This window comes from Kribbella sp. (assembly GCF_035687465.1).
Lineage (GTDB): Bacteria > Actinomycetota > Actinomycetes > Propionibacteriales > Kribbellaceae > Kribbella.
Genome location: NZ_DASRXP010000053.1, coordinates 1 through 26,932 on the forward strand (window position 1 = coordinate 1; position 26,932 = coordinate 26,932).

Genomic DNA, 26,932 nt, shown 5'->3' on the forward strand with positions numbered 1-26,932 from the left:
CCCACCACCCGGACCCACAGAACCCACCGAAACCACCCGGGCGACGGAATCCCCTGATGCTGCTCACACGTCAGCGCGGATCCGCGTAGCTGCGTCCTTCCCTGGTCGACGTGGTGGGTGTCAAGGGTCGAACTTGTTCGATCGCCGAAGGCGACGCCAGAGGCGCCCTTGACACCCACCACGTCGACTAGCACACTCCCGCAGCGGAGACCGCGCAACCACACTGCCAATGCACCGGACGCAACCACAGCCCCAATGAGCCGACGCAACCATAGTCGAACCCAGGTCGGGCCGTTACCATCCGTCGGTGCCTATCGACAGCACGCCGTCGCCGAGTGAGCGAGCTTTGCAGCACGTCGCCGGGCTGTCCACCGGCCCACCGCTGAACGCTGCGCTACGGGTGACCTTGAACTTCCACCCCGACCGCGTCGACCGTGGGATTCACATCCTGGACGCGCTGGCCACCAGCGGTCTCTACCTTTCTCAGTTCGCCACCGGTACGAGCAACGGCGGGCTGACCGCGCACCCCGACGGAGATCGGTGGCGGTGGGAGAGCAGGATCTTCGGGGGCGCGTACGACGATGTCCCCGAGCACGTGCGGCCTGTGTACGGCGCGCTGAACTTCCGCCATAAGCCAGTCGGCGCGGCACCACGCTTCGGCTCGGCGCATCTTCGGCTGGCCGCCGACGTCCTCCCCAGGACCACCTTCGGCTATCCCGACAGCCACTTCGAGCCGGTGAACTTCGCGGTGGCGGCGAGCATGTCTTTGATCGAGCTCGCCGAGGCCGACCAACGCGATGCTCTGGACGACTACATCGAGGCGCAGGTCCATGGGTCAGTGCGTCTCGACCGTGATGTCGAGGCGCTGGTGCTGGATCCGAGCTATCGAGGGACCGCGGTCGAGACAACGGCCAGGCGTCTACCTTGCCCGGTGGAGTGGCATCACGGCTTCAGGCTGGCGGTCGATGATCTCCCTCGGCATCCGGAGTACAGGGGTCAGCAGTACGTCGACCTCGGTGCCGAGATTGCCGTGAATGGATGGTTGACACCTCGGGTGATCGGCGACGCTATGGCTTTCGGCCGGTACGGCGCGCAGGATCTGAAGCGGGTGTGGCACTGCCTGGCCCGGTTCGGCACCTCGGGTGAACCTCCGAGGAGGTCTAGATGACGGAGAGCAGGCGCGGATCGCAGAGGTTCGACGCTACGGAGAGCGACGTCGAGTGTCCGGGGCTCGTGAGACCGGGCTGGGGTCGCTTGCGCGCAAGTGGTGACTAGGAGGGGAGCTCAGGATGAGCGGGTATGTACAGCTCGGGGCTGTGAAGACGTGGTACGACGAGCACGGCAAGGGGGATCCGCTGGTTCTGCTGCACGGTGGGCTGGTGGATGCGCGGTGGTTCGAGCCGAATCTCGCGCCGCTCGTGGAGAGCTTTCATGTGTACACGCCGGAGCGGCGCGGCCATGGGCATACGCCGGATGTCGAGGGGCCGCTCAGCTATCAGCTGATGACCGACGACACGGTCGCGTTCCTGGAGACAGTAGTCGGCGAGCCTGCCGATCTGGTCGGGCACAGCGACGGCGCGATCGTCGCGATGTTGATCGGGATGCAGCGGCCGGACCTGGTGAAGCGGCTGGTGCTGATCAGTGGCGGATTCAACAAGGCGGGTGAGGCCGCTCCCGACGCGGAATGGGACGTCGAGGGGATCACCCAGCTCCTCGGCCCGGCGTACGGCGAGGTGTCGCCGGACGGTGAGGAGCATTTCCCGGTGATGGCGACCAAGATCGGCAAGCTGGTGGAGAACGAGCCGAACCTGGAGGCATCGCAGCTCGGCGCGGTCACCGCCAGGACCTTGGTGATGTTCGCCGACGACGACCTGGTGACGCCCCGCCACATGGTCGACACTTTTGAGGCGATCCCGAACGCCGAGCTAGCGATCGTCCCCGGCACCTCCCACTTCGTCACCCAGGAGAAGCCCCATCTGGTCAACGCCCTCCTCGTCGACTTCCTCACTAACGAGCCCGTCCCGACGGTCTTCCCGATCCGCCGCGCGCCTGATCCAGCGGAGTCACCCGCATGAGTGACGGGATTCTGGATGAGGCGTAGAGCGAGCGGTGGCCGGTGCTTTCGCGCCGGCCACCACCCTCTCCATCAGCGTCAGCAGGTTGCGGTGGGTGCCGCCCAGTCGGCGCGGTCGTTGTAGCCGCCGTCACCCGCGTCCCCGACCAGCAGGTCGAGAACCCGTACGCCGGTCAGGTCCACGTCGACAGGCTTCGGGTTGTCCCGGTCGACGGTGCCGCTGTCGTACAGCACCTTGCCGTCACCGACCACCTGGAAGGTCGACGTGCCACCCTCCGGACCGACATTCCGTACTGCGTCGTCGATCCCGACCGTCGCCGTGAACCGGCTGCACTGCTGGCCGAGGTAGTACCGCACCTGCGAAGGCGAGGCGACCCCGATGCCGGTCGGATAGGTCTGGCTGACCAGGCTGATCGGCGATCCGCCGCCCACGCTCTCGTCGACGGTCGGCGACATCCAGCCGCTGGTCGCGACGATCCACGGGTGGTGCGACAACGCTGCTTCCCCGTCCGGCGGCGCCGGAGCCACTACGACCGGTGACACAGTTGCCTGGCGCAAGCGTCCGTGCCCGATCACGTCGTACGCCGTGGTCGCGGTCAAGGTGGCATTGCCGGGAGCTGCGACGGCCGGGAGTTTCACCTTGAAGGCCAAGGTGGTTTTCTGGCCGCCCGCGAGCAGGATCGGCGCCTTGTTCAGCGGAGTCACGGTCCAGCCAGCGGGCGCAGCCAGGGTGATCGCGGGCTTGAAGACGGGCAGCAGTCCGTCGTTGCGGACGGCAACCTCAGCCCTGAGCTCGTCGCCCCCGGCAACCACCGGTGCGGTCCCCTCGGGTAGCACCTGAGTGCCGATCTGAGTGACCTGCGGAATCCCCGCCGTGACGTGCGGGATCCCGGGCAGGCCGCGAGCCGGCTCGACCCGGAACAGCGCAGTACCGTGAGCGGGAACGGCGGCGCTGATGGTGCCGGTGCTCTCGGTGACCGCGTTGGTCCAGGCGTTCTTCAGGGTGAAGCGGGACCCACTCAGACCAACGTCGGACGCCTTGGCAGTCAGGGTTTTCGCGCTGTCGCCCCGGTTGAGGAGCACGACCGCACGTCCACCGTCGGCGAGCCGCTTGACCCACGTCTCCGTAGTACCGGCTGGTCCGACGCGCACTGCCTGGACCGCGGCGCGATCCTGGTTGATCGCGATCACGTCGGGGTCGGTGAGCATGCCGATGGTGGTCGCGCTGAGCTTGCGGACGTCGCTGCCGAGGATCAGCGGAGCCGCCGCCACCGACCACAGAGTCAGCTGGCTGCGGAACTCCTCGTCGGACATGCCGAGCTCGGGAGCCAGGTAGTCCGGGTCGCTGAACGCGCCGGGCTTGACGACCTCGGGGTGCTTGGCGTTCGCGTCGTAGTTACGCAGGACGTCCTTGAACTTGATATCGCCCTGGAACCCGACGTCGGTGTACGTCCGCCAGGACTGCGCGATCCCCGGCGCGTACGACCAGGAGAAGATCGACTGCTGCGACTCCGGATAGTTGCCCCAGTCGGGCGAGGTGACCGGGTTGCAGAGGTTGAAGATCATCGGCCGGTGGCTCGCGTTGTTCCGCAGCGCCTGGGCGAACTCGGTGAAGACCGTCTTCGGGTCGAGGTTCGCCGCGATGCCACAGAGGTAGTCGACCTTGACGGCGTCGAAGCCCCAGGCCGCGAACTGGTCGGCGTCGCGCTGGTAGTAGCCGCCACTGCCGAGTCCACACTTGCCCGGGATGTACGGACCGGCGTCGGTGTAGATGCCGGCCTTCAGACCCTTGCTGTGGATGTAGTCGACCAGCGGCTTGAGACCGTTCGGGAACTTGGCCGGGTTCGGCACCAGGTCGCCGGCCTCGCTGCGGGACTGGTCGGCCTGCCAGCCGCCGTCCAGCCAGACGATGTCGTAGCCGGCCTTCTTGAGGCCGCGGCTGACCAGGGAGTCCGCGACCGAACGGATCGTGGTCTCGGTGAAATCACCACCGAGTCCGTAGTAGGTATTCCAGCCCATGTACGGCGTGGGACTGATCACCGGAGCTTGTGGTGTCGTTGTGGTGGTCGGGGTTGCGGAGGCCGGGGCCGCGATCGAAGCGGTCACCAGGACCGCGGCGATCAGGCCGCCGAGTAGGGCGGACAATCGTTTCACGTCGTCATCCTTTGCTGCCAGGGACGGAACGGGTCAGTCGAGGGCCTCGACTACCAGGCAGTTCGAGTCGGTCGTGTCGTCCCAGTGGACGCCGACCTGTAGCAGATAGCTGCCCGGGTGGACCTCGGTTCCCACCCGGTAGTTCTTCGCAGGATCCAGCTGAGCCAGCGGGATCCTCCGGGGTCGCGTCGGCAGAGTGCCGCGGACATTGCCATCACCGGTGTTCCAGACGAACACCACCGATCGATCGGCGACTACGTACTGCACACCGTCGGCCAGCGGATAAACCTTGCCATGCGCAACTACATCGCGAATGGTCTTGTACTGCGCCACGTGGCGGGCCGCCGTCGCCAGCTGATCATCGGTCCACTTCGACACGTCCGCGCCGATCCCCAGCCCGCCGGCCATCGCCACGTGGAACCTGAAGCCGAGCGACCGTTCGCGACCGTCATGGGTGCCTTCGGCATCTGTCACCCACGAACTCATCAGGTGCGGCGCGTACCCGGTCAGGAAGCCCTGCTGGATCTTCAGTCGGTCCAGCGGAGCGGTGTTGTCGCTCGGCCAGAGCGTGTCGACCCGCGCCGCCATACCGAGGTCGACCCGGGCTCCGCCGCCGGCGCAGCCCTCGACGAAGACGTCAGGATGGTCCGCGCGGAGACGGTCGAGAATCTTGTAGAGATTGGTGACGACTGCGCCGTCGAGGTCCCGTCGTTGGTCGCCCGCGTCGAGCCGCGCACGGTTGGCGTCCCACTTGAGATAGCTGATCTCGTACGACGACAGCAGGTGGTCCAGGGTCTGCCAGATCCAGCCGGCGACGTCATCCCGGCTGAGGTCGAGCAGGAGCTCGTTGCGAATCAGCAGCGGGTCGCGGCCGGCCGTCCTCAGGATCCACTCGGGATGTTTGGCGGCGAGCTCCGATCCCGGGCTGACTGCCTCCGGTTCTATCCAGAGGCCGAACCCCAGACCGAGGTCCTTGAGGTCGGCGATGAACGAGCCAAGACCGTCGGGGAAGGCAGCCGGGTCCACCTCCCAGTCGCCGAGGCCGGCGGTGTCGTCGACGCGTCCGGTGAACCAGCCGTCATCGACCACGAAGGTCTCGATGCCGACCCGGGCAGCCTTGCGCGCCAGCTCGAGCTGCTGGTCCGCGTGGACGTCGAACTCGGTCGCGAACCAGGAGTTGTAGAGCACCTTCCGCTCCAGGTCGAGCCGCTCCCCCGCCAGCGATCGCTGATAGGCGTGGAAGGCGCGGGCCAAACCAGCTGATCCCTCGGAGCTACAGGCGCCGACGGCCAGCGGGGAGACCCAGGAGGATCCCGGTGCGAGGCGCAGGCCGAGGCTGGAGGGAGCCCGGCCCGCCTGGATCCGGGTCTGCCCGGTCGTGTCGACGTCTGCGCTCATCTGCCACGAGCCGGACCATGCCAGCTGGACGCCCCACGTAGTACTGGGGTCTTCGCTGTCGGAGACGGAGAGGAAGGGTGAGTAGGAGTGGCCGGTGATGCCCTGGTGGCTGTCGATGGTGAACCGGCCGCGGCGGAGGGTGATCGAGGCCTGCTGGAACTCGCTGTTCCACTCACCCCAGAGGTAGTTGATGACGGCACCGTTCTCGGTCGGCACCACAAAGGCAGCCGAGTCGTGCTGGTGCAGAGTGAGTTCGGTGTCGCCGTCGTTGTGGACCGACACCCACCGCTCAACCACATCCAGCCCGGCCGGCATCCGGTAGTGCAGGACCAGGCGGAGCGACCGCAATACATCAACAAACGCGAGGTCCAGGCCGTCCGTGGTCTGGGTGGCGCCGGTGAAGGTGGGGCGGAGTTCGTCGGAGCCGTCGGGGGCGGTGACGGTGAGTTCTGTTGGGGCGGTGTAGCGGGTTCCTCGGGTGGCGTATTCGAGGGGCTCGAGGTCGGCTCGGGGGATGAAGTGTTCGGTGCCGGTGGGTGGGAGTGTGGACGGGCCTTCGGCGACTGCGTGTGCCCCCCAGGCAGCGAGCGCGGCCCATTGGCCGTGGTCCGGGACCTCGACGACGTACGACGTCGTTGCTCCGCGCAACGTCCACTGGCTCACTTGACCGCCCCGATCGCCAGGCCCGAGACGAAGTGCTTCTGGAACTTCAGGAACACCGCGAGGGTGGGAACCGCCGCGATCACCGTGCCGGCTGCGATAACGTTCCAGGACGAGACGAACAGTCCTTGCAGACCGAGCAGCGCCGGCGTGACCGGCATCTTCTCGCCGGACCGGATCACCGTGATCGACCAGAGCAGATCATTGAAGATCCACGTGAACGACAACGCACCCAACGCCGCCATCGCGGGCCGCGTGAGCGGCAGGATGACGCTGGCATAGATCTTCCCGGGACCGGCGCCGTCGATCGTCGCTGCCTCCTGGATCTCCCTCGGCAGGTCCCGCATGAACCCATGCAGTACGAACGTGTAGAAGCCCAGACCGAACCCCACGTGCACGGCGATCAACGCGTACAACGTGTCGTAGTACCCAGTGAGTTCCACGAACCGCGAGATCGGGATGAGCAGGATCTGCGGCGGCAGCAGGTTGCCCATCAACATCAGCAGCAACACCGTCCGCCGGTACGGGATGTTGTACCTGGACAGCCCGTACGCCGCGGTCGAGGCGAGCCCGAGGCTCAGGATCACCGCCGGAATCGTCACCAGCAGGGAGTTCATCAGCGCCCGGAACTCATCCGCGTCCTCCCACGCCGACTTGTACGTCGAGAACGTGAACGAGTGCGGCAACGACCCCAACCCATTGGCAGCCACGTCGTCGAAGCTGCGGAACGAGATCACCACCACCCACAGGATCGGCGCGATCCACAGAAACGAGACGAGCCCCATCGCCAGGTGGTATCCCGACGTCTTGAAACGGTTCGTCATGTCTCCTCCCGGAAGGCGCGGATCAGATAGCCGAGGATCACAGCGAGCGCGAGGACGAAGATGATCACCGCGATCGCCGAGGCGTAGCCCAGCTGGGTGGACTGGAATGCGGTCGAGTACATATACGTGCTGAGCAGTTCGGACGAGTGGTACGGACCGCCCCTGGTCATCGACCAGACAATGTCGAACGACCGGAGTGAGTCGATCACGATCACCGACAGCACGACCGCGTTCACACCCTTCAACTGCGGGATCGTGACGTACCGCGTCCGCTGCCAGGCCGAAGCACCATCCATCCGCGCGGCTTCGTACAAAGAGGGGTCGACAGCCTTCAGCCCGGCGAGGTACAGCACCATCACGTAGCCGATCTGCCGCCACAACGCCGGCAGGATCACCGCATACAAGGCTGTGTCGGGATCCGCGAGCCAGGGCCGAATGAAGTTGCCCAGGCCAACGGTTCGCAGTACGGAGTCGACCAGGCCGTCGGGCTGGTAGAAGACGCGCCAGATCAGCGCGGTGACGACCAGCGAGAAGACCACCGGGGTGAACAGCGCGGCGCGATAGATGCCGACACCGCGGCGTTCCTTCTGCAGCAGCAGCGCCATCCCGAACCCGCCGATGACACTGAGGCCGCCGAACAACACCAACCAGATCGCGGTGTTCTTCAGAGCCGTCTTGAAGATCGGATCTGAGAACATGTCCTGGAAGTTGCCGAAGCCAACGAACGTCGGCGCCGACAGACCGTCCCACCTGGTCAGCGAGAGCCAGAACCCCTGCAGGGCGGGCCAGAACACCCACACAGCCTCGATCGCGAACGGAATGAAGACGAACGCGAGAATCAGCGGCGACACTCGCCAGGGGCGTCGCTCGCCCGACCGCGCCCGAGTCCCCCGCCGCGGCGGTGGACCGGGCGGCGAATCAGACACTCGTTCGACCGCTGTCGAGGTCACGCTTTAAATACCTTCTCGGCCGCCGCCTGCCAGTCCTTCAGGATCTGGTCGATCTGGTCCGGCTTGTCCAGGAACTTGGTCAGTGCGGCGTCCGCGGTCGGCTGCAGTGCGTCGCTCGAGTCACGGTTGAAGAACTGTGTCAGCTCCTTCGCGCTCTCGACCATCGCCTTGCCCTTCTTGACCAACGGGGTGTCCGCGGACTTACCGTCGGGGTTCGCCGGGATCGCCGTACCGGAGGAGCTCTGGACGTAGAGCTCCTGGGCCTCGGGCGTCGCGAGCCAGGTGAGGAACTTCTTGACCGCCTCGGGATCCTTCGCCTTCTTGCTGGCGAAGTAGCCGTCGGTCGGGGCCTCCTCGGCCACCGGGACAGCCGGGTCGATGATCGGGAACTGGAAGAAGTCGATGTCGTCGAGCGCGTCCTTGGGTGCGGAGTCGGCGAAGAAGGTGCCGATCAGGAACATCCCGGTCTTGCCCCCGAGCAACGCCGTCGTCGCCTCCTGGAAGGGGAACGACTTGCCCTTGGGATCGAAGTACGGCAACGCCTCGCGCCACTTGGTGAAGACCGCCTTCACCTTCGGGTCGTCGAAGCGGCCCTCGCCGGCCAGCAACTGGCGGTGGAACGGCGCGCCGTTGATCCGGATGTTCAGGTAGTCGAACCAGGCCGACGCGACCCACGGGGTGTCGCCCAGGCCGATGCCGATCGGCGGGACTCCCTTGCTCTGGATCGTCTTGCAGACCTGGAGGAACTCCTCCCACGTCTTCGGCGGGGTCACCCCCCACTTGGCGAAGTTCGACTTGCGGTAGAACATGCCCCACCAGTAGTAGCTGGTCGGCACGAAGATCTTCTGGCCGGCCTCGCTGGTGGACAGCGTCTGCATCGAGGCCGGGTAGTTCTTCATGCTGTCCCAGACACTGCTGACGTCGAGCAGCAGATCCTTCTTGGCGTAGGAGTTCGCCACCGACCCGGCGTACCAGGTGTAGACATCCGGCGGGTTGGCCGAGGTCAGGTACGTCGGCAACTGGGTGCGGAAGATCTCGGACGCGACCGTGTTCAGTTTGACCGTGCTGCCGCCGGTCTTGTTGTACGCCTCGACCAGCTTCTCCATCGCGGCCTTGGCCTGCTCCGAGGAGAGGTTCGACTGCAGCGCGAGCTCACCAGTTGCCGCGCTGCCACTACTACCGCTGCCCGAGGTCGAGGTAGCGCACCCGGGCACCAGGGCCGCGGCCCCGAGCACTCCGAGGCCCTTCAGGAAGGTCCGCCGATCAGCTGCCATGCCCCACAACTCCTGAGATCGATTGGGTGGTGCGTTCTGCCGAGGATCTTGCAACCGGTCCGGGAGGCGTGTCAATATTAATTCGTAAATTACGAACAATTCGTGTCATGTGGTCAACTAGCTTCGGAGAGATCGGAGGACCCATGCGTCTGGCTGAACGCGTGATCGTGGTGACCGGCGCCGCGACCGGCATCGGCGCCGCCTGTGTGCAGCGGCTGCTGGACGAGGGCGCCTCCGTCGTGCAGGTCGATCTTCATCCCTGCAAGGAAGTTCCGGGCCGCTCGATCACGGTCCTCGGCGACGTGGCGTCCACCGACACCTGGGCCGAGGTGCTCTCGCGCGGACGCGACGAGCTCAGCCGGATCGACGGACTCGTCAGCAACGCCTACACGATCGAGGTCAGCCCCGCGCACGAACTCTCCCCGAGTTCCTGGCAGCGCCAGCTCGACGTGAACCTGACCGCCGCGTTCCTCGGCTTCCAGACCCTGTACTCCGAACTGTCGGCGCGCGGCGGATCCGTAGTACTGGTGTCGTCGGTCCATGCGCTCGCCGGGATCCCCGGTCATCCGGCCTATGCCGCGACCAAGGGCGCACTGGTGGCACTCGGCCGGCAGTTGGCCGTCGAGTACGGCGGATCGATCCGGGTGAACACCGTGATCCCCGGCCCGGTCGACACTTCCTCCTGGGACCGCGTGACGGCCGAAGGCAAGGCCAAGAGCGCCCGTGCGACGGCGGTCGGCCGGCTCGGGCGACCGGACGAGGTGGCGACCGCCGTGGCGTTCCTGCTCTCGGACGAGGCCTCGTTCGTGACGGCCGCCAGCCTGGTCGTCGACGGCGGCTGGTCAGCGGTCAAGGACTCGGCATGATGGCACGGGATACTCGGATTCGGCAGACGACCAGAGCGGAGTGGCGCGGGTGACGGGGATACAACGCGGGATGTCACGGGGACTGCACGGGCAGATCGTCGAGGTGATGGCCCAGCGAATCCTGTCCGGGCAGATCCCCGAGGGGTCCACCATCAACGTGCCCGACCTGCAGGCGGATCTCGGGGTCAGCCTGACCGCCGTACGTGAGGCGCTGAAGGTGCTCACCGCCAAGGGGCTCGTCGATGCGCGGCAGAAGCGTGGCACCTTCGTCCGGCCGCGGTCCGACTGGAACCTGCTCGACGCGGACATGATTCGCTGGCACTTCGACGACGATGTGCGTCCCCAGTTGCTCGAGGAACTCCACGAGGTGCGCGGCATCGTCGAACCAGCCGCCGCCCGGCTGGCCGCGGTACGGGCTGGTGAGGAGCACCTGCGAGCGCTCGATGCGGCGTTGGAAGCGATGTCCTCGGCAACCAACGATCTCGACGCTGTCGAGGCGGATCTGACGTTCCACAAGGCATTGCTCGCTGCCACCGGCAACGAGTTGCTCACCAGGATGGAGGTCGTGATGGAGACCGGTCTGGCCGATCGCGACCGGTTGGTGCATCGGGTGAAGCCGTCCGACGATCCCGTGCCGAGCCACCGGCGCGTCGTCGACGCAGTACGGGCGAAGGACCCCGAGGGAGCCGAGTTGGCGATGCGAGAACTGCTGGCCAAGGCCGCTGAGGACCTGTCCGACGTCCGGGGCCGGGCGTGAAGATCGAGCGGATCGAAACGTTCCTGGTCCCGCCCCGCTGGCTGTTCTGCCGGGTCGAGACGAGCGATGGCGTGGTCGGGTGGGGTGAGCCCGTGGTCGAGGGACGTGCCGAGGTGGTGCGAACCGCGATCGAGACGCTGTCGGAGTACCTGACCGGCCAGGACCCGCTGCAGATCGAGCGGCACTGGCAGATCCTGTCGAAGGGCGGGTTCTATCGCGGCGGGCCGGTGCTGAGCAGCGCCGTCGCCGGACTCGACCACGCCCTGTGGGACATCGCGGGCAAGTACTACGGAGCGCCCGTCGCCTCGTTGCTCGGCGGCCGGGTGCGGGACCGGGCGCGGGTGTACGCGTGGGTCGGGGGTGACGAGCCGGCCGAGATCGCGGACCAGGTGGCGGAGCAGGTCGCGGCCGGAATGACCGCGGTGAAGATGAACGCGGGCGGACGGTTCCAGCCGTCACCCTCGCTGGCCGAGATCAACGCCATCGTCGATCGGCTGGCCTCTGCTCGCGACGTACTGGGTGACTCGCGGGACGTGGCGATCGACCTGCACGGCCGGGTCGGGGTCGCCGGCGCGCGGCGGATCCTGCATGCCGTCGAGGACCAGCATCCGCTCTTCGTCGAAGAACCCGTGCTGCCGGAGCATCTGCATCACCTGGCTGAGGTGGTCAGTAGTTCCACTGTGCCTGTGGCGCTGGGAGAACGGCTCTACAACCGGTCGGAGTTCGTTCCCGCGCTGAATGCGGGGGTTGCCGTGGTGCAACCTGACGTCTCGCACGCCGGTGGGATCTCCGAACTGCGGCGGATCGCAGTACTGGCCGAGACACATGGGGCGTTGTTCGCGCCGCACTGCCCGCTGGGGCCGATCTCGCTGGCGGCCAGCCTGCAGGTCTCGTTCGCGACGCCGAATTTCCTGATCCAGGAGCAGAGTCGTGGGATCCACTACAACGTTGACAGCGACCTGACCTCGTACCTGACGGATCCGGCGCCGTTCACCTGGGTCGACGGGCACGCGGAGTGGAATCCGCTGCCAGGGTTGGGCATCACCGTCGACGAGGCCGCGGTCCGGGCAGCCGATCAGAAGGGCCACGCCTGGCGGAACCCGGTCTGGACGCAAGAGGACGGATCCTTCGCGGAATGGTGAGTGAGCCCGGAGTCGACGGGCTCCCGGTCAACGAGGTTGTGGTCGATCTCGAGGACGGTGGTCGCTGGACGTCGCTCCAGCTGGCCGGTCGCGAGTGGTTGTGGTCCGGACCAGGACTGGTCAGCGGTCCCCGGGCGGGCATGACCTCGTACGTCGATGTCGGCGGGCTGGAGGAGTGCTTCCCGACAGTGCGCGGGTGGCCCGATCATGGCGGCCTGTGGAACCAGCCCTGGTCCTCACTCGACGAGGACGAGGACTGGGACGTCGCGCAGTACGGGGAGGCCGTGCTGCTGCGGCGGTTCACCGGGGGCGCCGTACCGGAAACTGCTGAACCGGCCACGGTGTGGGTCGACTACCGGCTGATCGCACCGGCCGGCTATCGCTTCATCTGGGCCGCTCATGCACTGCTCGACTGCGCCGTCGGAGCCACACTGACCGCCCCGGCGGGCACCAGTTGCCGCCTCTACCCCGACCCCGCTCCCCCGCTGATAACCGCCTGGCCGTCTGGGCTGGACACCTACGCGGCCGATGACGGTACTGCAGTGGGCGCCGTGCTGCTCGACTGCCCGGTCGTGTCGGTACGGGATCGCGGGCTGGAGTTGTCGTTCGACTTGAGTTGCCCTGAGCAACCAGTTTCCACGGCGGTCTGGCGGAACCTTGGCGGGTTCCCGGCGGATGCGCCGTACCGGAGTCTCGGCGTGGAGCCGATGCTCGGCCGGGTCTTCGATCTCGCCGAGGGCGGGCCGGGGGATGCGGCCGTCGTTCCGGCGTCAGGTGAGCTGACCTGGCGGCTCGTCATCACCGCCAGGCCGGCCGCACGCTAATGCTCAACCGCTCCCCCGGCCCACCGACCTCGTCCTCAAGCTCAGCCGAGGGTGAGGTCGAGGACGGCGTTCGGGACTGTCGTGACGTTGCTGGTGCGGATGCTGTTCAGTTCGGCCGAGGTGATCGCGCGCTTGTAGATGCGCACCTCGTCCAGGGATCCATCGAAGTGATGCAGTCCGTCGAGCCGTTGACCGACGTACATCTTGAACGGGCGTCCCGGGCTCACAGAAGTCGTGGCCAGCGTGTTGGTGGCCGTCGCGACCTGGGCGCCGTCGACCCAGATGGACAGGGTGCCGCCCTTGCGTTGCAGAGCGACGTGATGCCAGGCGTTGTCGTTGTAGGCCTTGGTGGTCGCGACGACCGTGGTCTGGCCGTTGGTCGTGATCAGGCCCCGGATCCGGCTGTCGGCCGGCTCGGCACGCAACCAGAACTGCGAGAACTCGTTCATGTTGTAGCCCCAGAAGATCGCCTGGTTCGCGGTACTGGCGCCGTACTTGATCCAGCTCATCGCGGTGAACTCACCGGATCCGAGCGCAAGGGTTTCCGCGAACGGCAACTGGATCGCGTCGTCCACGCCGTCCAGGTCCCGCGCCTGACCGAACTTGCCGACCACCGACGTCGTACCACCCCGCAGGTAGCCGTTGTTGCCCAAGCCGGAGACGTCCGGAGTCGTCGTGCCGAGCGGCGCATCCGGGTGACCGATGTCAGTCTCCGAGAACCTCGCGAACCGGATCTGGTCGCGGGCGTCGACGGTGCCGGCCTCGTAGAGCAGGCCGATCTCCCCGGTGCCGATGATGGTCATGTCCGAGTAGCCGGACCAGTCACTGGTGATCCGGTAGCCGTTGGCAGCGGTCTCCCAGGTCTTGCCCTCGTCATAGCTGGACCTGATCGTCATGTACCTGCGACGCTCCGGGTCGGCCGGGGAGGCGAACAGGATCCGGTTGTACTTCGCACCCTGATCCGTCGCCCTCAGGCGGAGCAGGGATCCCTGCACAATCGGGGTGACGAGGCCGGCGATGGTCGTGTACTTCGTCGCGTAGGTCTCGCCGCCGTCGTTGCTGACGGCAAAGGCCCGGCTGCTGGTGCCGGTCGCCGCACCGTTGTTGCGGGCACCGGCATAGATGCCGCCGTCAACCTTCTCGACCACGCTGATCTCCTGCGGCACCATACTGTCGGTGCGCAGGTCTGTCGCTCCCTTGTGCCAGACCTCGCCGTCGTCGGCCGGGTCGCTGTAGATGAGTTGTCCGGCTCCCTTGCCGCCGACGTCGTAGTTGGTCCCGGCCACCAAGCGACCCGCATGCTCTCCACGGGTCAACTGAATGCCGTGCATGGGTCCGGTCGCGTACCAGCCCCAGCTGGGGTCGTCGATCTGCGCGCCAATGTTCCTGGCCTTGCTCCAGGTATGGCCGTTGTCCGTACTGGTCTGCAGGTACGGCGTCCTCGGCCGACTGGTCGTCCCTGGATCGAAGGTGGACAGCAGCACGATCTTGCCCGACGACATCACGATGGGCGTCGGGTTGCCCCGGGTCGCGACCGCGGCGGGATTGCTGTCGGTGCCGGACAACACCGTCACCTGCGGCTCCCAACTGACGCCGTTGTTCGTCGACCTGCGCATCACCAGGTCGATCTCCTGCGAATCGGCACACCAGGCTCTCCTGGCTTCCGCGAAGGCGAGCAGGTCGCCGTTCCCGGCTCTCACGATGGCGGGGATCCGGTAGCAGCCGTAGCCGTAGTCGCCCTTGTTGAAGAGCACGGTCTGGGTGACGGCAGCCGGCTCGGCGATCGGGGCTGCTTGTGATGGCGCGACGGTCGAGAGGCCGGTGATCAGCAGTGGGATGGCGAGGGTGGCCGCGAGGAGGCGGAGTACTCGGGGCATGAGGGGCCTGCCTTTCGAGCTGAAAGTAAACAACGGGGCGGGTTGCTTACCTCGTAAGTTATCCACAAACCTGGGTGGCAAACCTTAAACATCCCACGTCCCACGTCTGGATCGATTCAATGCCCGCCCAGCGGCGGTGCAATACGGTGAAGTCTCATTGGTGAGGGAGAACTGCTGTGGACCTGCTTGCGGAACTGGGCCGGCGCAAGGTGCTGGCGATCATCCGGGCCGACGGACCCGACCGGGCGCTGGAGTGCATCCGAACCCTGGTCTCCGCGGGGATCACCGCGCTCGAGGTGTCACTGACGACACCGGGCGGCGCGGAGGCGATCGCGAAGGCCCGGTCGGAGTTCGACGCCTCGGTCCTGATCGGCGCGGGGACGGTCGTCACGCCTGCTCAGGCGGACGAGGTCGCGGCGGCCGGAGCCGGCTTCGTCGTGACGCCCGCTATCACTCGCGGTGCGCACCGGAGCGTTGAGCTCGGCCTACCGCTGTTGTGTGGCGCCTTGACCCCGACCGAGGTCGTCGCAGCTCTCGATCTCGGAGCGCTCGCGGTGAAGATCTTCCCCGCGAAGCTCCACGGACCGGGGTACCTTCGCGAACTCCGCGCTCCCCTGCCGGACGCACCACTGATCGCTGTCGGCGGCATCGACGCCGCCTCCGCCCCCGAGTACCTCGCGGCCGGCGCCTTCGCGGTAGGGATCGGCTCCCCCCTCCTCGGCGATGCCGGCACCGGCGGCCCTCAATCCGCCCTCGCCACCCGAGCCGCCGACTTCCTCCGGGCGGTCGCCGATGACTGACGTGCTGACGCTTGGCGAGGCGATGGTTTCGATTCGTTCTCGTGCTGCACTCCGGATGGGTGGAGAGGCGCAACTGTCAGTGGCGGGGTCCGAGAGCAACGTGGCGATCGGGCTGGCTCGGCTCGGGCACGTGGTCACCTGGGTTGGTGCCGTGGGCAACGATGAGCCCGGGCAGCTGATCCGCCGGACTCTGCGGGCCGAGGGCGTCGACACCAGCCGCGTCCGGTTCGCCGACGATTCGTTCACCGGCTTCATCGCCTTCGATCAACCGGCCCACGACATCACCCGGGTCAGCTACCACCGCCGCGGTTCGGCCGGCTCCACCCTCACCGCCGACGAGTGCGCAGCCGCCCTCACCGCCACGACACCTCGCCTGCTTCACGTCACTGGAATCACCCCGGCCCTCTCGGACAGCGCTCGCGCGGCGACGGCGTCCGTAGTACAGGCTGCTTCTGCTGTTGGGGTTCGGGTTTCGCTGGACGTCAACTATCGCGCGCGGCTGTGGTCGCGGGCCGACGCGGCTTCGGCTCTGCGGGAGTTGCTGCCGTTCGTGCAGACGATCTTCGCGTCCGAGGACGAGCTCGACATCCTCACTGACACGGCCGAACCCATCGCGGACCTGCTGGCGGGAAGTGTCGACGAGGTGGTCGTGACAGCCGGCGGCAAGGGCGCGTGGACCCATTCACCCCAGGGTGCGCTCCATCAGCCGGCCCTGCAGGTCACAGTCGTCGACAGCATCGGCGCCGGCGATGCGTTCGTCTCCGGCTACCTCTCCGCAACCCTCGACGGCCTCCCACCCGAGGCCCGCCTGACCCGCGCTACCACCTGCGGAGCCTTCTGTGTAGGCGCCCACGGCGACTGGGAATCCCTCCCGACCCGCGCCGACCTCACCTTGCTGACCCACGCCCACGGCACCGCCCTGCGCTGATCCCGTCAGGAATCGACGACAGCGACCAGTGCGTGCACCAGATCGGCGACCTGAGGGGTGGCGAGCTCGTACTGGACCGTGCGGCCCGACTTCTCGGACTTGACCAGACTGGCCGCCCTCAGCAACGCCAGGTGGTTGGAGACGTTGGGCTGCGAGGTGCCAGTCACTCCGACGAGGTCACTCACCGTCGCAGGCCGATCGGCCAAGGCGACCAGGAGCGCGAGCCTGTTCTCGCAACTGAGCGCCTTCCCGACCTCCAGCATCAGGGAGGTTTGCGAAGCAGCCGCGTCCCGTCTACTCATCATGGAGTCATGATATCTTACAAAGCATCACCAACCACTGATGCTTTATCGGAGGTCAGCTGAGGTCGGCCTGGGCCTCGATCTCGTTTTCGGGGTTCAGTGGGAGCACGATCTTGAACCGGGTGTCACCGGGCTGGGAGTCGACCCGGAGGTCACCGTGGTGCTTCTTCACGATGATCCGCCAGGAGATGTCCAGGCCGAGGCCGGTGCCCTCGCCGATCGGCTTGGTAGTGAAGAACGGCTCGAAGATGCGGTTCCGGATCTCGGCCGGGATGCCGGGGCCGGTGTCGCCGATCTCGATCACGGCGTACGCGCCGTCGCGCTTGGTTCGCAGCGTCAGGGTGCCGGAGCCGTTCATCGCGCCGACCGCGTTGTCGATGATGTTCGTCCACACCTGGTTGAGCTCGGCCGCGTACGCCGGGATCGGCGGCAGCTCGGGATCGAAGTCCTTCACCACCGTGATGCCCTGGAGCTTGTTCGACATCATCACCAGCGTCGACTTCAGCAACTCCCGCAGATCCACCACCTGGTACGGCGACCGGTCGATCTGCGAGTACTGCTTGGCCGCACCGACCAGGGTGGAGATCCGGGTCACCGAGTCGTCGATCTCGTTCATCAGCGACTCGGTGTCGATCGTGTACATCAGCCAGCGGATCGCGCCCTCGAGGTACTCCGGGCCGACGGCGGTCAGCACCTCCTCCATCCACGCCACGTCCAGCCCGACCGCGGCCAGCACCGGCGCGACGTCCCAGCTGCCCCTCGCCCCGTGCTCGTCCAGCCAGTCGGACAGCTCGTCCTCGGCGTCGCTGAGCTCCAGCGGCGAGCGCTCGGGAGCCTTCGCGACCTTCTCGACCGCCGCCTCCTGGATCGCCACGAGCTGGTGCAGCTTCGTGGTGTCAAGGGTGCCATCGGCAAGCATGGCGAGTTTGGACCGCATCCCGGCGACCCGCTGCCGCAGCGTCGATACCGCCCGGACGGCTGCGGCGGCAGGGTTGTTCAACTCGTGCGTGAGGCCGGCCGACAAGGAGCCGAGGGCCAGCAACCGCTCGCGCTGCCCCATCGTCTCGTTGGTCCGGCGCATCCCCATCACGAAGCCCTCGATCAGGTGCACCGCCATCGGGAACCAGGCGTTCATCATCGTCGCCATCGTGGCGGCGTCGATCTCGAAGAACTCCGACGGCTCGAGCACGTACATCGAGGCCGTGTAGCCCTTCCGGTCGTCAGCGCCGAAGAAGGCGTTGAACGCACCGGCGTACACGCCGCGCTGTGAGGTCCGGTTGATCTCGACCTCTTCGCCCTGCAACAGCTTGCACATCCGCAGCCCGCCGGAGACCAGCACGTAGCAGCAGGTGGCCTCGTCGCCCTCGCTGAAGACCTTGCCCTCGTCGACCTTGGTGACGTGGCCCTCGCGGGCCAGCCAGTCGAGCTGCTCGTCGGTCAGGCTCTCGAACAGGAACAGGGTGCGCAGCTCGTCGCGAGTCATCCGTCGCGGCTCTTCCACTGCGGCAGTCATCACAGCATCTCCAGGTATCGGTGCACCAAGGTCACGGCCATCGCTCCGTCGCCGACCGCGGAGGCGACTCGCTTCACCGACTCGGCCCGGACGTCGCCCGCGGCGAAGACGCCCGGCATGCTCGTCTCCAGGTGGTACGGCTCCCGCTCCAGCGACCAGCCCGGCGGCTTGCCGTGCAGGTCCGGCCCGGTCAGCACGAACCCGCGGGTGTCGCGCAGCAGGTCACCAGGCAGCCAGTCGGTCCGCGGTGCCGCGCCGATGAACACGAACATCCATTCCGTGTCCACCTCCCTGCTCTCACCGGTCGCACTGTTGGTCAGCGTGACCCGCTCGAGGTGGTCGGATCCCTTGCAGGACACGACCTGGGTGCAGGTGTGGACCTCGATGTTGTCGATGCCGTCGATCTGATCGATCAGGTACGACGACATGGTCGCCTCGAGTGAGGGACCTCTTACCAGCATATGCACGCGTTCGGCGTGCCTCGAGAAGTAGACCGCGGCCTGGCCGGCGGAGTTCGCGCCGCCGATGATGTAGACCTCCTGGCCGGCGCAGGCCGGGCCCTCGGTCGTCGCCGAGCCGTAGTAGATCCCCCGGCCACACAGGTCATCCACCCCCGGTGCTTGCAGGGTCCGGTAGGCGACGCCGGTCGCCAGGATCACCGAGTGGGCCGAGATCTCGGTGCCGTCGGAGAACTGCAGCCGCCGGGCGGACCCGATCGTTTCCAGCCCGACCACCTGGCGGGCGGTCAGCAGCTCGGCCCCGAAGCGGACCGCCTGCCGGCGGGCCCGGTCGGTGAGCTGCGCTCCGGACACTCCGTCGGGGAAGCCGAGATAGTTCTCGATCCGGCTCGACTGACCGGCCTGACCACCCGTCGCGACCTCTTCGATCAGGACGGTACGCAGACCCTCGCTCGCGCCGTACACGGCAGCGCCCAGCCCGGCCGGTCCGCCGCCGACCACGACCAGGTCGTAGAACTCTTCGGTCGGGTGCGTCGACAACCCGACCTTGTCCGCCAGGTCGGCATCCGACGGCTGGACCAGGACCGTGCCGTCCGGCGTGATGATCACCGGCAGCGTGGAACCGTCGATCCCGGCGGCATCGAGCAGCCGCTTGCTCTCCTCGTCGTCGACGCCGAGCCAGCGGAACGGCACCGCGTTGCGAGCGAGGAAGTCGCGGGCCTGGAAGGACGGGGCCGACCAGCGGTGGCCGATCACCCGGGTCTCGTCGGTGGACGGCTCCGGGGTCGACTTCCACAGATCGAGCATCGCGTCGACCACCGGGTAGAGCTTCTCCTCCGGCGGGTTCCAGGGCTTCAGCAGGTAGTGGTCGAGGTCGACCACGTTGATGGCCTGGATGGCCGCATCGGTGTCCGCGTACGCCGTCAGCAGGACCCGCCGGGCGAGCGGGAACAGCTCCATCGCGTTCTCGAGGAAGTCGATCCCGGACATCCCCGGCATCCGGTAGTCGGCCAGCAGCACGGCGACCGGCTCGCCCCGCAGCTTGAGTTCCTTCAGGGCGTCCAGGGCCTGGTCGGGGGCCTCGGCCCGCACGATCCGGTTCTCCTCGCCGTACCGGCGGCGAAGGTCGCGGGCGATCGACCGGGAGACGCCCGGGTCGTCGTCCACGGTCAGGATCACCGGGCGGACAGATGACGTTGGCATACTCCCTTCATACCAGCGGTCGGGGAATTCTTGGGCACCGTTGATCCACAACCGCAGTCCCCGCTCACTGGCCCACGGCGTAGCCGGTAGCGGAAGAGCGGACTTTCCGCCTATTTCTCGATCTCGTAGCGCAGAAGCGCCAAGCCGTTTTCGAACGAGGTGGCCTCGACCAGCTTCAGGTCTTGCGCATCCTCGAAAACGCGCGTTCCCTTGCCGCGGGACGCCGGGCAGACCAGCATCCGGACTTCGTCGACGATGCCGCCGTCCAGCAGGGAGTGCATGAGCTTCAAGCTCCCCCACAGCCAGATGTCCTTGCCGCTCTGCTCCTTGAGCTCCCGGATGGTGGCGACCGGGTCGCGCGTTACGGTCGCGGCGGGGAAGTCGCCCCAGGGGGCGTCATCCAGCTTCGACGAGACGACGAACTTGGTCAGGTTGTTGAGCCACTCGCCGTACTCGCCCTGCTCGTCGGCGTACGGCCAGTAGTCCTAGGACTGGGCGTAGGTATTCGCACCGAGAATCATCGTGTCGATCGAGTCGATGAACCTCATCATGCTCGCCTTGAACGCAGGGTTGGTCTTCTCGGAGAAGGGCTCCCCTGACACGAAGCTGAGCCCGCCGTCCTCCTCCGCGGCGATGTTGTCGACGGTGACCCACTGCTGGACTATCAGTTTTCGCATGGCTGCCCTTCCGCTCCGTGCGGCCACGCCGGCCGCATCTACCCCTGAGACGGAGCCACCACGCCGGCCTCGACATCCCGGCCACACATCTTTCGTTGAGAGCCTGCAGCCCTGTCAGCCGCCTCGCCGAGGCGCCCGCTAAACCGAATGGCGCGTCGGGCGCGTCTATAGGGCATGCCCCACAGATCGCGGGAGAACTTCGTCGAGTTCGTCGTCGCCCGGCAGCGCCACTGGCTTCGGACGGCGTACTTGCTGTGCAACGATCGCCAGTTCGCCGAGGATCTCGTCCAGCAGAGCCTGGAAAAGTTGTACGTGGTCTGGCCCAAGGTCACCGCGGCGGACAGTCCGGACGCCTATGTCCGCAAGGCGATCCTGAACATGTACCTGAGTGAGACCAGGCGGATGTGGCGCCGGCGAGAGCGGCCGAGTGACGACCCGACCTTCGGCGTCCTGGAGACGGTCGACGAGGCGCCGGACGATCGTATCGACCTGGCTCGAGCGCTGAGCCGGTTACCCAAGCGCCAGCGCATGGTCCTGATCCTCCGTTTCGCGGAGGACCTGAGCGTCAGCGAGACGGCGGCGGTGATGGGCTGCGCCCAGGGAACGGTCAAGGCGCACACATCCGCGGCGATCCGGGCAATACGGCAAACGACGGAGTTCGAACTGCAGGGGGCTGTCCGATGACAGATGACAAGGAGCTCGAGGAACAAATGCGATCACTATTCCGGCGCGACCGGAGCGACGCTCCGAGCCAGCTACCGCTGGCCGGGGTGCTGCATGGTGGACAGCGGCGACTGCGTCGCTGGACCACCCTCAAGGTGGTTTCCGCCGCGGTGTTCGCGGTGGCCGCCACCGGCGTGACGATCTCGGCCGTCGCCGCCTCCACCAACGGATCCACACCTCCACCACCGGCAACAGCGCCGGTGCCGGTGCCGGTGCCGCCGACATCCATGGCGGTACCGCCAACCGTGCCGCCCACATCCATGCCCGTGCCACCGACCGCAACGGCGACTACGCCCGTGCCGCCGACTGTGACGCCGACATCCATGCCGGTACCGGCTACCGTGCCGCCGGCAACACCTGGTCGATAAAAACACCTGCCATTCCCGTGACGGCTGTTGCAGCCCCCGGCGACCAATTGGTGCCGGGGGCTGCAGTCAGCAGGGGTTGATTAGGGCAAGGCAGCAAGATACGGGGCGTGGCTGTTCTGGAACTCCCAGTTGTAGTAGCGGTCCCAGTTGATCGACCAGGTCATCAGGCCGCGGAATGACGGCGAAGCCCCGCCGCGAAGGCTGTAACCGCCGCAGTTCTGACCCTTCACCAGACAGTCGAGCGCCTGATGCACGGCCGCCGGGGCGGTGTAGCCGTTCCCGGCGCTGACGGCGGCCGGCAGGCCGAAGGCGATCTGATCTTCCCGGAGGCCCGGGAAGGTCTGGCCCGTGTTCGCCACCGGGAAGCCGGCCTTGATCATGTCGGTCATCGCTATGTGGAAATCGGCGCCGCCCATGTTGTGGTACTGGCTGTCCAGACCCATCACCGGACCCGAGTTGTAGTCCTGGACGTGCAGCACGGTCAGCGAATCCCGCAGCGCGTGGATCACCGGCAGGTAGGAGCCGGTCCGATTGTCGCCACCGCTCGAGCCGCCGTAGAACTGATAGCCGACCTGGACGAAGAATGTCTCCGGCGCCATCGTCAGCACGAACTTCGCGCCGTACTTCGCTTTCAGGGTCTTCAGCGCGGAGATCAGGTTCACGATCACCGGCGTGGTCGGGTTGCGGAAGTCGGTGTCCCCCGCGTTGAAGTAGAGCGAATGGCCTTCGAAGTCGATGTCCAGCCCGTCGAGGCCGTAGCGGTCGATGATCGAGCCGACCGAACTGACGAAGGCGTCCCGGGCCGCGGTCGTGGTGAGCTGGACCTGACCGTTGGCGCCGCCGATCGAGATCAGCACCTTCTTCCCGGCTGCTTGCTTGGCGCGGATCGCGGCGATGAAGTCGGCCTCGCTCTCCACGTTCGGGCACTCGCTGGCCGGGCAGCGGTTGAACCGGATGTCGCCCGACGTCACCGACGTCGGCTCGCCGAAGGAGAGGTTGATGATGTTCCACGCACTCGGGACGTCGGCCATCCGGACGTAGCCGGAGCCGTTGGCGAAACTTGCGTGCAGGTAGCCGATGAGCGCGTGCTTGGGCAGCCCGGTAGTCGTACAGCCGGTGGTGGTCCCCGAGGCTGCTGAGGACTTCGCGGATTCACCGCTCCCGTTGTACGCCGCTACGGAGTAGCTGTGGCTCGTACAGGTGGGGAGCCCCGAGATCGTCGCCGACGTACCGGTGACTGTTTGCACGACGCTGGTGCCTTCGTAGATGCGGTATCCGGTCACGGTGCCGGTGGATGCACCCCAGGCCAGGGAGATCGCGCTGTTCGTAGTACTGGTGATAGAAGGGCTTCCGGGGACACCGGGGGCTCCCGTCGGTGGGTTACCGCCGGGGCCGTCCAGGTTGACGTCGTCGGCTTGGTAGGCGCCCTGGCCGTACCAGCCGTGCAGGTAGATCTGTGCGGACGTCTGGCTCGCTCCACTCGTGAAGGCGACCGTCAGTTGGGTGTAGCCAGTGGCAGAGGGCGTCCACGTCGAGGCACCGCCGGTGACGCCCAGATAGACGTACGCCCCACGCACCCAGGCCGACAGCGTGTACGCCGTGTTCGGCTGCACCGCGACCGTTTGGCTGCACTGGGCGAAGTCCGAGGCCGACACCGCACCGTTCAGCGCGAAGCTCCCGGTGCGGACCGGGCTGCCGACGACCGAGCCACCGGAACACGTCCAACCGCTCACCGAGCCGGCCTCGAACCCAGGGTTGGTCAGCAGGTTCGCTGCCTGGGCCGTCGAAGCACCGGTGACCAGGCCGGCGACGAGCAGCAGGAGCGCGGTGACCGCGGCAAAGCACCGAGAACGCATGGGCGGACCTCCAGCGGTTGGGGTGCATTAAGTAGAGAGGTTCCGAAACTGCTGGTCAATGCATCGCCCTGGCGGACATCCGACCCTGTCCGGAAGCCGACGCCGGGCTCGAGCAGGCGACAGCCTCACGGGCCGCAGCCGAGGCAGGGCCAGATCCGGCCGCACCGCACGCACCGTCCGTCCAGGCTTGCGGCCGGCAGCCATGTCCCGGCTGCCTCGGGCTGAGGGCCGGTGAACCACTGCACTCTCGTAGCGCCATCGTCGCCGTGAGCCGCCAGGACCGCCTCGAGGCCGCCCTCCCAGACCGAGACAGCGGAGGACAGCCCCTGCTCACACCAGCGCAGGGTCACCTGCCGGTCGGACCACTCGACCCCCTCTGCTACCACGCCGGTAGTGGGGAGCCGCACCAGAAGGAAGGAGCGCGGCCCCTGCTGTGTCATGCCCTGTCGGTCCACCCTTGAAGCCTCACCGCCGGGCCCCTGACCCACCAGGTGTGATCTGTGGGCTGTCCAAACAGCCCACAGCTTTCTACAGCTGGGTCGGCCGCCGCTGCAGCGTGTTCTGTCGGTAGGCCCTTGTAGCGTTCCCACCACGCACCGCAACCACCCGCAGCTCGACCGGGGGAGGATCCTGTGGCTGAGACAGCGTTCGGCGTGCAGTTGAGGCGGTCCCGGCAGGCGGCCGCTCTGAGCTTGCGGCAGCTTGCGGCCCGGGTGGGCTACGACCACAGCTACCTGTCCCAGGTGGAGCGTGGCCAGCGCCCCGGGTCCGCTCATCTCGCCCAGTTCTGCGACCGGGAGCTGGGCACTGGCAGCGCCCTGACCAGCGCCTACGAGCGGGCCCGGCCGGCCAGGACGCCCGGGCCGGCCGCTCCGCCGAGCGTGCAGCCGCCGGTGCCGGCTCTGTCCGCGGGCGTGGACGTGCTGGAGGCAGTCCGCCACGGAGTGGCCGGTTCGTTCGGTCAGGTACGGGAGGTAGAGGAGTGGAGTGCGGTGGTGGCGGGCCACGCAGCGGACTTCCCCACTACCCCAGCGGCCGAGCTCCTGCCCGAGCTGGCCGCCGACCTCCAGCTCCTTCGCGCCTCGGCTGCCGCGGGTTCCACAGAGCTGGCCGTTCCCGCTGCCGAGCTCGCAGTCATGATCGCTATGTCCCTTACGGCTGTAGGTCGGATGAGGGCGGCAGCACGCTGGTGGCGGACCGCCCGGTCGACAGCTGACAGTTCTGCCGAGGGCTGGATCGGCGGCCGGGTTCGCAGCTGGGAGTCGATCAGCGGGTTGTCCGAGCAGCGACCACTGCCCGAGTTGCTGGAGTTGGCCGAGCAGGGGCTCACGCTTGTTGCTCAGCCGCGCGATATCGGGCGGGCCCTTGCTGCTCGCGCCAAGGTTCTGGCCTCGCTCGAGCTCGAGACCGAGGCCAGGGAGGCCTTGCGCCAGCTCCTTGCCTGCTTCGACGAGCCACCTGCGCAGGAGGATGGAGCCACCTCGCTCTTCGGCTGGGCGCAGTACGAGGTGCATGGGTTGGAGAGCTTCGTCTACACGGCTCTCGGTGATACGCCGGCCGCGTACGTCGCGCAGGACCGCGCGCTGACGCTCTGCCCGGGCGAGCACCTCCGGGAGCGGGCCGAGCTCGAGCTGCAGTTGGCGCAGTGCCTGGTCCTCGACGGCGAGGTTGCTGCCGGGCTCGCGACCGCGATGCGCGTACTGGTCGAGCTCGAGGATCGGTGGCACACGCAGTCCCTGTACGACGCGGCCGGGCGCGTGCTGTTCGCAGTACAAGGTCGGGAGCTTGGGCGGCCGGCAGTGCGGGACTATCGCGAGCTGCTGAAGCGCAGGCCGTACTTCGGCCGCACTGTGGGCAGCGGGTCGAGTTCTGCCTGGACGCAGGGGTAGCGTGCCGAGGGTGACAGGACCTAATCGGGGAGCGGCAGTGACAGACGCGTGGGACTTCGGCCTCGAGTTGCGGAGCGATCCGGCGACCACAGAGACCCGGACGGCCGTGTTGGACAAGCCCGGCTTCGGACAGGCCTTCACCGACCACATGGTGGTTGCCTCGTGGTCGGTCGACCGTGGCTGGCACGACCAGAAGGTGACCGCCTACGCGCCCCTCAAGGTGAGCCCGGCAGCAGCCGTACTGCACTATGCGCAGGAGATCTTCGAAGGCCTGAAGGCCTACCGGCACGAGGACGGCTCGGTCTGGGGCTTCCGCCCGGAGGTCAATGCCGCTCGCTTCAGCCGGAGCGCCACGCGGCTTGCCCTGCCACAGGTGCCGGAGGAGGACTTCGTCGCCGCGCTGCGCGCACTGGTGACGGTCGACGAGTCCTGGGTTCCCCAAGCCGAGACCGGTGAGACCAGCCTCTACCTGCGGCCGTACATGATCGCTACCGAGGCCGCGCTGAGCGTCCGGCCCGCCCGGGAGGTGCTGTTCGGGGTCATAGCGTCCCCGGCCGGCCCATACTTCGACACCGGCCCCAAGCCGGTCTCCATCTGGCTGACCACCTCGTCGATCCGTGCCACACCGGGCGGGACGGGTGCGGCGAAATGCGGCGGCAACTACGCAGCCAGCCTGGCCGCCCAGGCCGAGGCGATCGCCAACGGCTGCGACCAGGTCGCCTTCGTGGACGCGGTGGAACGCCACTGGCTCGAAGAGATCGGCAGCATGAACCTGTTCTTCGTGTACGCCGACGGCAAGATCGTCACGCCCGAACTGTCCGGCTCGATCCTGGAAGGCGTCACCCGGGCGTCGGTGCTTGACCTCGCCAGGGACCTCGGCCATGAGGTGGACGAGCGGCGCATCTCCGCCGACGAGTGGCGCGACGGCCTGCGCAGCGGCGAGATCACGGAGGTCTTCGCCTCGGGCACCGCCGCGGTGATCACCCCGATCGGCCGCCTCGCCTGGTCCGACGGTGACCTCACCATCGGCGATCACTCCGTCGACTACGGCGTCGGCCCCGTCACCGCCACCCTCCGCAAATCCCTCCTCGACCTCCAGTACGGCCGCACCCCCGACCCCCGCGGCTGGCTGACCCGCCTCGCCTGACCGCTGACGTCCGAAGAACTGGAGGGACGTCCCGCTAGTTCTTCGGACGCAAGCGGCTGTGGTGGCTGCCGGATGTCCGTGGGGGAGGTTAGGTTGGCGTGCATGGCAGAGGCCAAGGGCAAGGCGAAGTCTCCGGCGGTTGAGTTGGAGATCGGTGAGCGGACCGTTCGGATCTCGAATCCGGAGCGGGTGTACTTCGCGGCGCGCGGGGAGACCAAGCTCGATCTGGTGAAGTACTACCTGTCCGTGGGCGACGGGATCGTGCGGG

Annotated in this window: 25 protein-coding genes; 12 read left to right on the forward strand and 13 right to left on the reverse strand. The window is 67.2% G+C overall.

The features are described from left to right. The first annotated feature begins 307 nt into the window (after positions 1 to 307). Both VFG33_RS02685 and VFG33_RS02690 read left to right on the forward strand, forming a co-directional pair. Positions 308 to 1,168, forward strand: a complete 861-nt coding sequence (locus VFG33_RS02685) for a DUF3626 domain-containing protein (protein WP_325021989.1) — start codon at positions 308 to 310, stop codon at positions 1,166 to 1,168. A gap of 121 nt (positions 1,169 to 1,289) precedes the next feature. Beyond that, on the forward strand, positions 1,290 to 2,075 hold the full coding sequence (locus VFG33_RS02690) for an alpha/beta fold hydrolase (protein ID WP_325021991.1): 786 nt from the start codon (positions 1,290 to 1,292) through the stop codon (positions 2,073 to 2,075). Positions 2,076 to 2,152: 77 nt separating this feature from the next. Here the strand turns inward: VFG33_RS02690 and VFG33_RS02695 are convergent, their stop codons facing one another. The 5 genes from VFG33_RS02695 to VFG33_RS02715 all read right to left on the reverse strand — a co-directional run bounded on the left by VFG33_RS02695 (position 2,153) and on the right by VFG33_RS02715 (position 9,334). Then, positions 2,153 to 4,228: an NPCBM/NEW2 domain-containing protein gene (locus VFG33_RS02695; protein WP_325021993.1), complete on the reverse strand. Its 2,076-nt coding sequence runs from the start codon at positions 4,226 to 4,228 to the stop codon at positions 2,153 to 2,155. Between the two features lie 33 nt (positions 4,229 to 4,261). Beyond that, a complete protein-coding gene (locus tag VFG33_RS02700) occupies positions 4,262 to 6,289 on the reverse strand; it encodes an alpha-galactosidase (protein ID WP_325021995.1) in 2,028 nt (675 codons plus the stop codon). Further along, on the reverse strand, positions 6,286 to 7,110 hold the full coding sequence (locus tag VFG33_RS02705; RefSeq protein ID WP_325021997.1) for a carbohydrate ABC transporter permease: 825 nt from the start codon (positions 7,108 to 7,110) through the stop codon (positions 6,286 to 6,288). Before VFG33_RS02705 ends, VFG33_RS02700 begins: the two co-directional genes overlap by 4 nt. Beyond that, positions 7,107 to 7,961 (reverse strand): carbohydrate ABC transporter permease, encoded by an 855-nt coding sequence (locus VFG33_RS02710; protein ID WP_325021999.1) that lies wholly within the window; start codon positions 7,959 to 7,961, stop codon positions 7,107 to 7,109. The genes VFG33_RS02705 and VFG33_RS02710 overlap by 4 nt, the downstream gene beginning before the upstream one ends. Positions 7,962 to 8,056: 95 nt before the next feature. Next, positions 8,057 to 9,334 (reverse strand): ABC transporter substrate-binding protein, encoded by a 1,278-nt coding sequence (locus tag VFG33_RS02715; protein WP_325022001.1) that lies wholly within the window; start codon positions 9,332 to 9,334, stop codon positions 8,057 to 8,059. 143 nt (positions 9,335 to 9,477) lie between these two features. On the opposite strand from VFG33_RS02715, the gene VFG33_RS02720 reads away from it, so the two are divergent. The 4 genes from VFG33_RS02720 (at position 9,478) to VFG33_RS02735 (ending at position 12,923) form a co-directional block, all read left to right on the forward strand. Next, on the forward strand, positions 9,478 to 10,200 hold the full coding sequence (locus tag VFG33_RS02720) for an SDR family NAD(P)-dependent oxidoreductase (RefSeq protein WP_325022003.1): 723 nt from the start codon (positions 9,478 to 9,480) through the stop codon (positions 10,198 to 10,200). A gap of 70 nt (positions 10,201 to 10,270) precedes the next feature. Continuing rightward, on the forward strand, positions 10,271 to 10,957 hold the full coding sequence (locus VFG33_RS02725; protein ID WP_325022005.1) for a FadR/GntR family transcriptional regulator: 687 nt from the start codon (positions 10,271 to 10,273) through the stop codon (positions 10,955 to 10,957). After that, positions 10,954 to 12,099: a galactonate dehydratase gene (gene dgoD, locus VFG33_RS02730; protein ID WP_325022007.1), complete on the forward strand. Its 1,146-nt coding sequence runs from the start codon at positions 10,954 to 10,956 to the stop codon at positions 12,097 to 12,099. Before VFG33_RS02725 ends, dgoD begins: the two co-directional genes overlap by 4 nt. After that, entirely contained in the window at positions 12,093 to 12,923 is an 831-nt protein-coding gene (locus tag VFG33_RS02735; RefSeq protein ID WP_325022009.1) for a hypothetical protein, read from the forward strand. Before dgoD ends, VFG33_RS02735 begins: the two co-directional genes overlap by 7 nt. 41 nt (positions 12,924 to 12,964) lie before the next feature. On the opposite strand, the gene VFG33_RS02740 is transcribed toward VFG33_RS02735, so the two are convergent. Further along, a complete protein-coding gene (locus VFG33_RS02740; protein ID WP_325022011.1) occupies positions 12,965 to 14,800 on the reverse strand; it encodes a LamG-like jellyroll fold domain-containing protein in 1,836 nt (611 codons plus the stop codon). Between the two features lie 176 nt (positions 14,801 to 14,976). On the opposite strand from VFG33_RS02740, the gene VFG33_RS02745 reads away from it, so the two are divergent. After that, the gene (locus tag VFG33_RS02745) at positions 14,977 to 15,600 is read left to right on the forward strand and encodes a bifunctional 4-hydroxy-2-oxoglutarate aldolase/2-dehydro-3-deoxy-phosphogluconate aldolase (protein ID WP_325022013.1); all 624 of its coding nucleotides are present in this window, start codon (positions 14,977 to 14,979) and stop codon (positions 15,598 to 15,600) included. After that, entirely contained in the window at positions 15,593 to 16,528 is a 936-nt protein-coding gene (locus VFG33_RS02750; protein WP_325022014.1) for a sugar kinase, read from the forward strand. The genes VFG33_RS02745 and VFG33_RS02750 overlap by 8 nt, the downstream gene beginning before the upstream one ends. Before the next feature lie 5 nt (positions 16,529 to 16,533). Here the strand turns inward: VFG33_RS02750 and VFG33_RS02755 are convergent, their stop codons facing one another. The 5 genes from VFG33_RS02755 to VFG33_RS02775 form a co-directional block, all read right to left on the reverse strand. Then, positions 16,534 to 16,833: an ArsR/SmtB family transcription factor gene (locus VFG33_RS02755; RefSeq protein ID WP_325022015.1), complete on the reverse strand. Its 300-nt coding sequence runs from the start codon at positions 16,831 to 16,833 to the stop codon at positions 16,534 to 16,536. Between the two features lie 52 nt (positions 16,834 to 16,885). Then, positions 16,886 to 18,343, reverse strand: coding sequence for an ATP-binding protein (locus VFG33_RS02760; protein WP_325022017.1), 1,458 nt, complete (start codon positions 18,341 to 18,343; stop codon positions 16,886 to 16,888). Next, positions 18,343 to 20,004: an NAD(P)/FAD-dependent oxidoreductase gene (locus tag VFG33_RS02765; RefSeq protein WP_325022019.1), complete on the reverse strand. Its 1,662-nt coding sequence runs from the start codon at positions 20,002 to 20,004 to the stop codon at positions 18,343 to 18,345. The genes VFG33_RS02760 and VFG33_RS02765 overlap by 1 nt, the downstream gene beginning before the upstream one ends. A 110-nt stretch (positions 20,005 to 20,114) precedes the next feature. Continuing rightward, a complete protein-coding gene (locus VFG33_RS02770) occupies positions 20,115 to 20,435 on the reverse strand; it encodes a dihydrofolate reductase family protein (RefSeq protein ID WP_325022035.1) in 321 nt (106 codons plus the stop codon). 54 nt (positions 20,436 to 20,489) lie between these two features. Beyond that, complete coding sequence (locus VFG33_RS02775) at positions 20,490 to 20,681, reverse strand: dihydrofolate reductase family protein (RefSeq protein ID WP_325022021.1); 192 nt, start codon at positions 20,679 to 20,681, stop codon at positions 20,490 to 20,492. Between the two features lie 174 nt (positions 20,682 to 20,855). Between VFG33_RS02775 and VFG33_RS02780 the strand changes: the two genes are divergently transcribed. After that, entirely contained in the window at positions 20,856 to 21,365 is a 510-nt protein-coding gene (locus tag VFG33_RS02780) for a SigE family RNA polymerase sigma factor (RefSeq protein ID WP_325022023.1), read from the forward strand. Then, positions 21,362 to 21,772, forward strand: coding sequence for a hypothetical protein (locus VFG33_RS02785; RefSeq protein WP_325022025.1), 411 nt, complete (start codon positions 21,362 to 21,364; stop codon positions 21,770 to 21,772). The genes VFG33_RS02780 and VFG33_RS02785 overlap by 4 nt, the downstream gene beginning before the upstream one ends. 80 nt (positions 21,773 to 21,852) lie before the next feature. Here the strand turns inward: VFG33_RS02785 and VFG33_RS02790 are convergent, their stop codons facing one another. Both VFG33_RS02790 and VFG33_RS02795 read right to left on the reverse strand, forming a co-directional pair. Further along, the gene (locus VFG33_RS02790) at positions 21,853 to 23,628 is read right to left on the reverse strand and encodes a chitinase (RefSeq protein ID WP_325022027.1); all 1,776 of its coding nucleotides are present in this window, start codon (positions 23,626 to 23,628) and stop codon (positions 21,853 to 21,855) included. A gap of 125 nt (positions 23,629 to 23,753) precedes the next feature. Next, the gene (locus tag VFG33_RS02795) at positions 23,754 to 24,068 is read right to left on the reverse strand and encodes a hypothetical protein (protein WP_325022029.1); all 315 of its coding nucleotides are present in this window, start codon (positions 24,066 to 24,068) and stop codon (positions 23,754 to 23,756) included. Between the two features lie 192 nt (positions 24,069 to 24,260). Between VFG33_RS02795 and VFG33_RS02800 the strand changes: the two genes are divergently transcribed. Both VFG33_RS02800 and VFG33_RS02805 read left to right on the forward strand, forming a co-directional pair. Next, positions 24,261 to 25,517, forward strand: coding sequence for a helix-turn-helix domain-containing protein (locus VFG33_RS02800; RefSeq protein ID WP_325022031.1), 1,257 nt, complete (start codon positions 24,261 to 24,263; stop codon positions 25,515 to 25,517). 37 nt (positions 25,518 to 25,554) lie between these two features. Beyond that, positions 25,555 to 26,664, forward strand: a complete 1,110-nt coding sequence (locus VFG33_RS02805; RefSeq protein ID WP_325022033.1) for a branched-chain amino acid aminotransferase — start codon at positions 25,555 to 25,557, stop codon at positions 26,662 to 26,664. Positions 26,665 to 26,932: the final 268 nt, after the last annotated feature.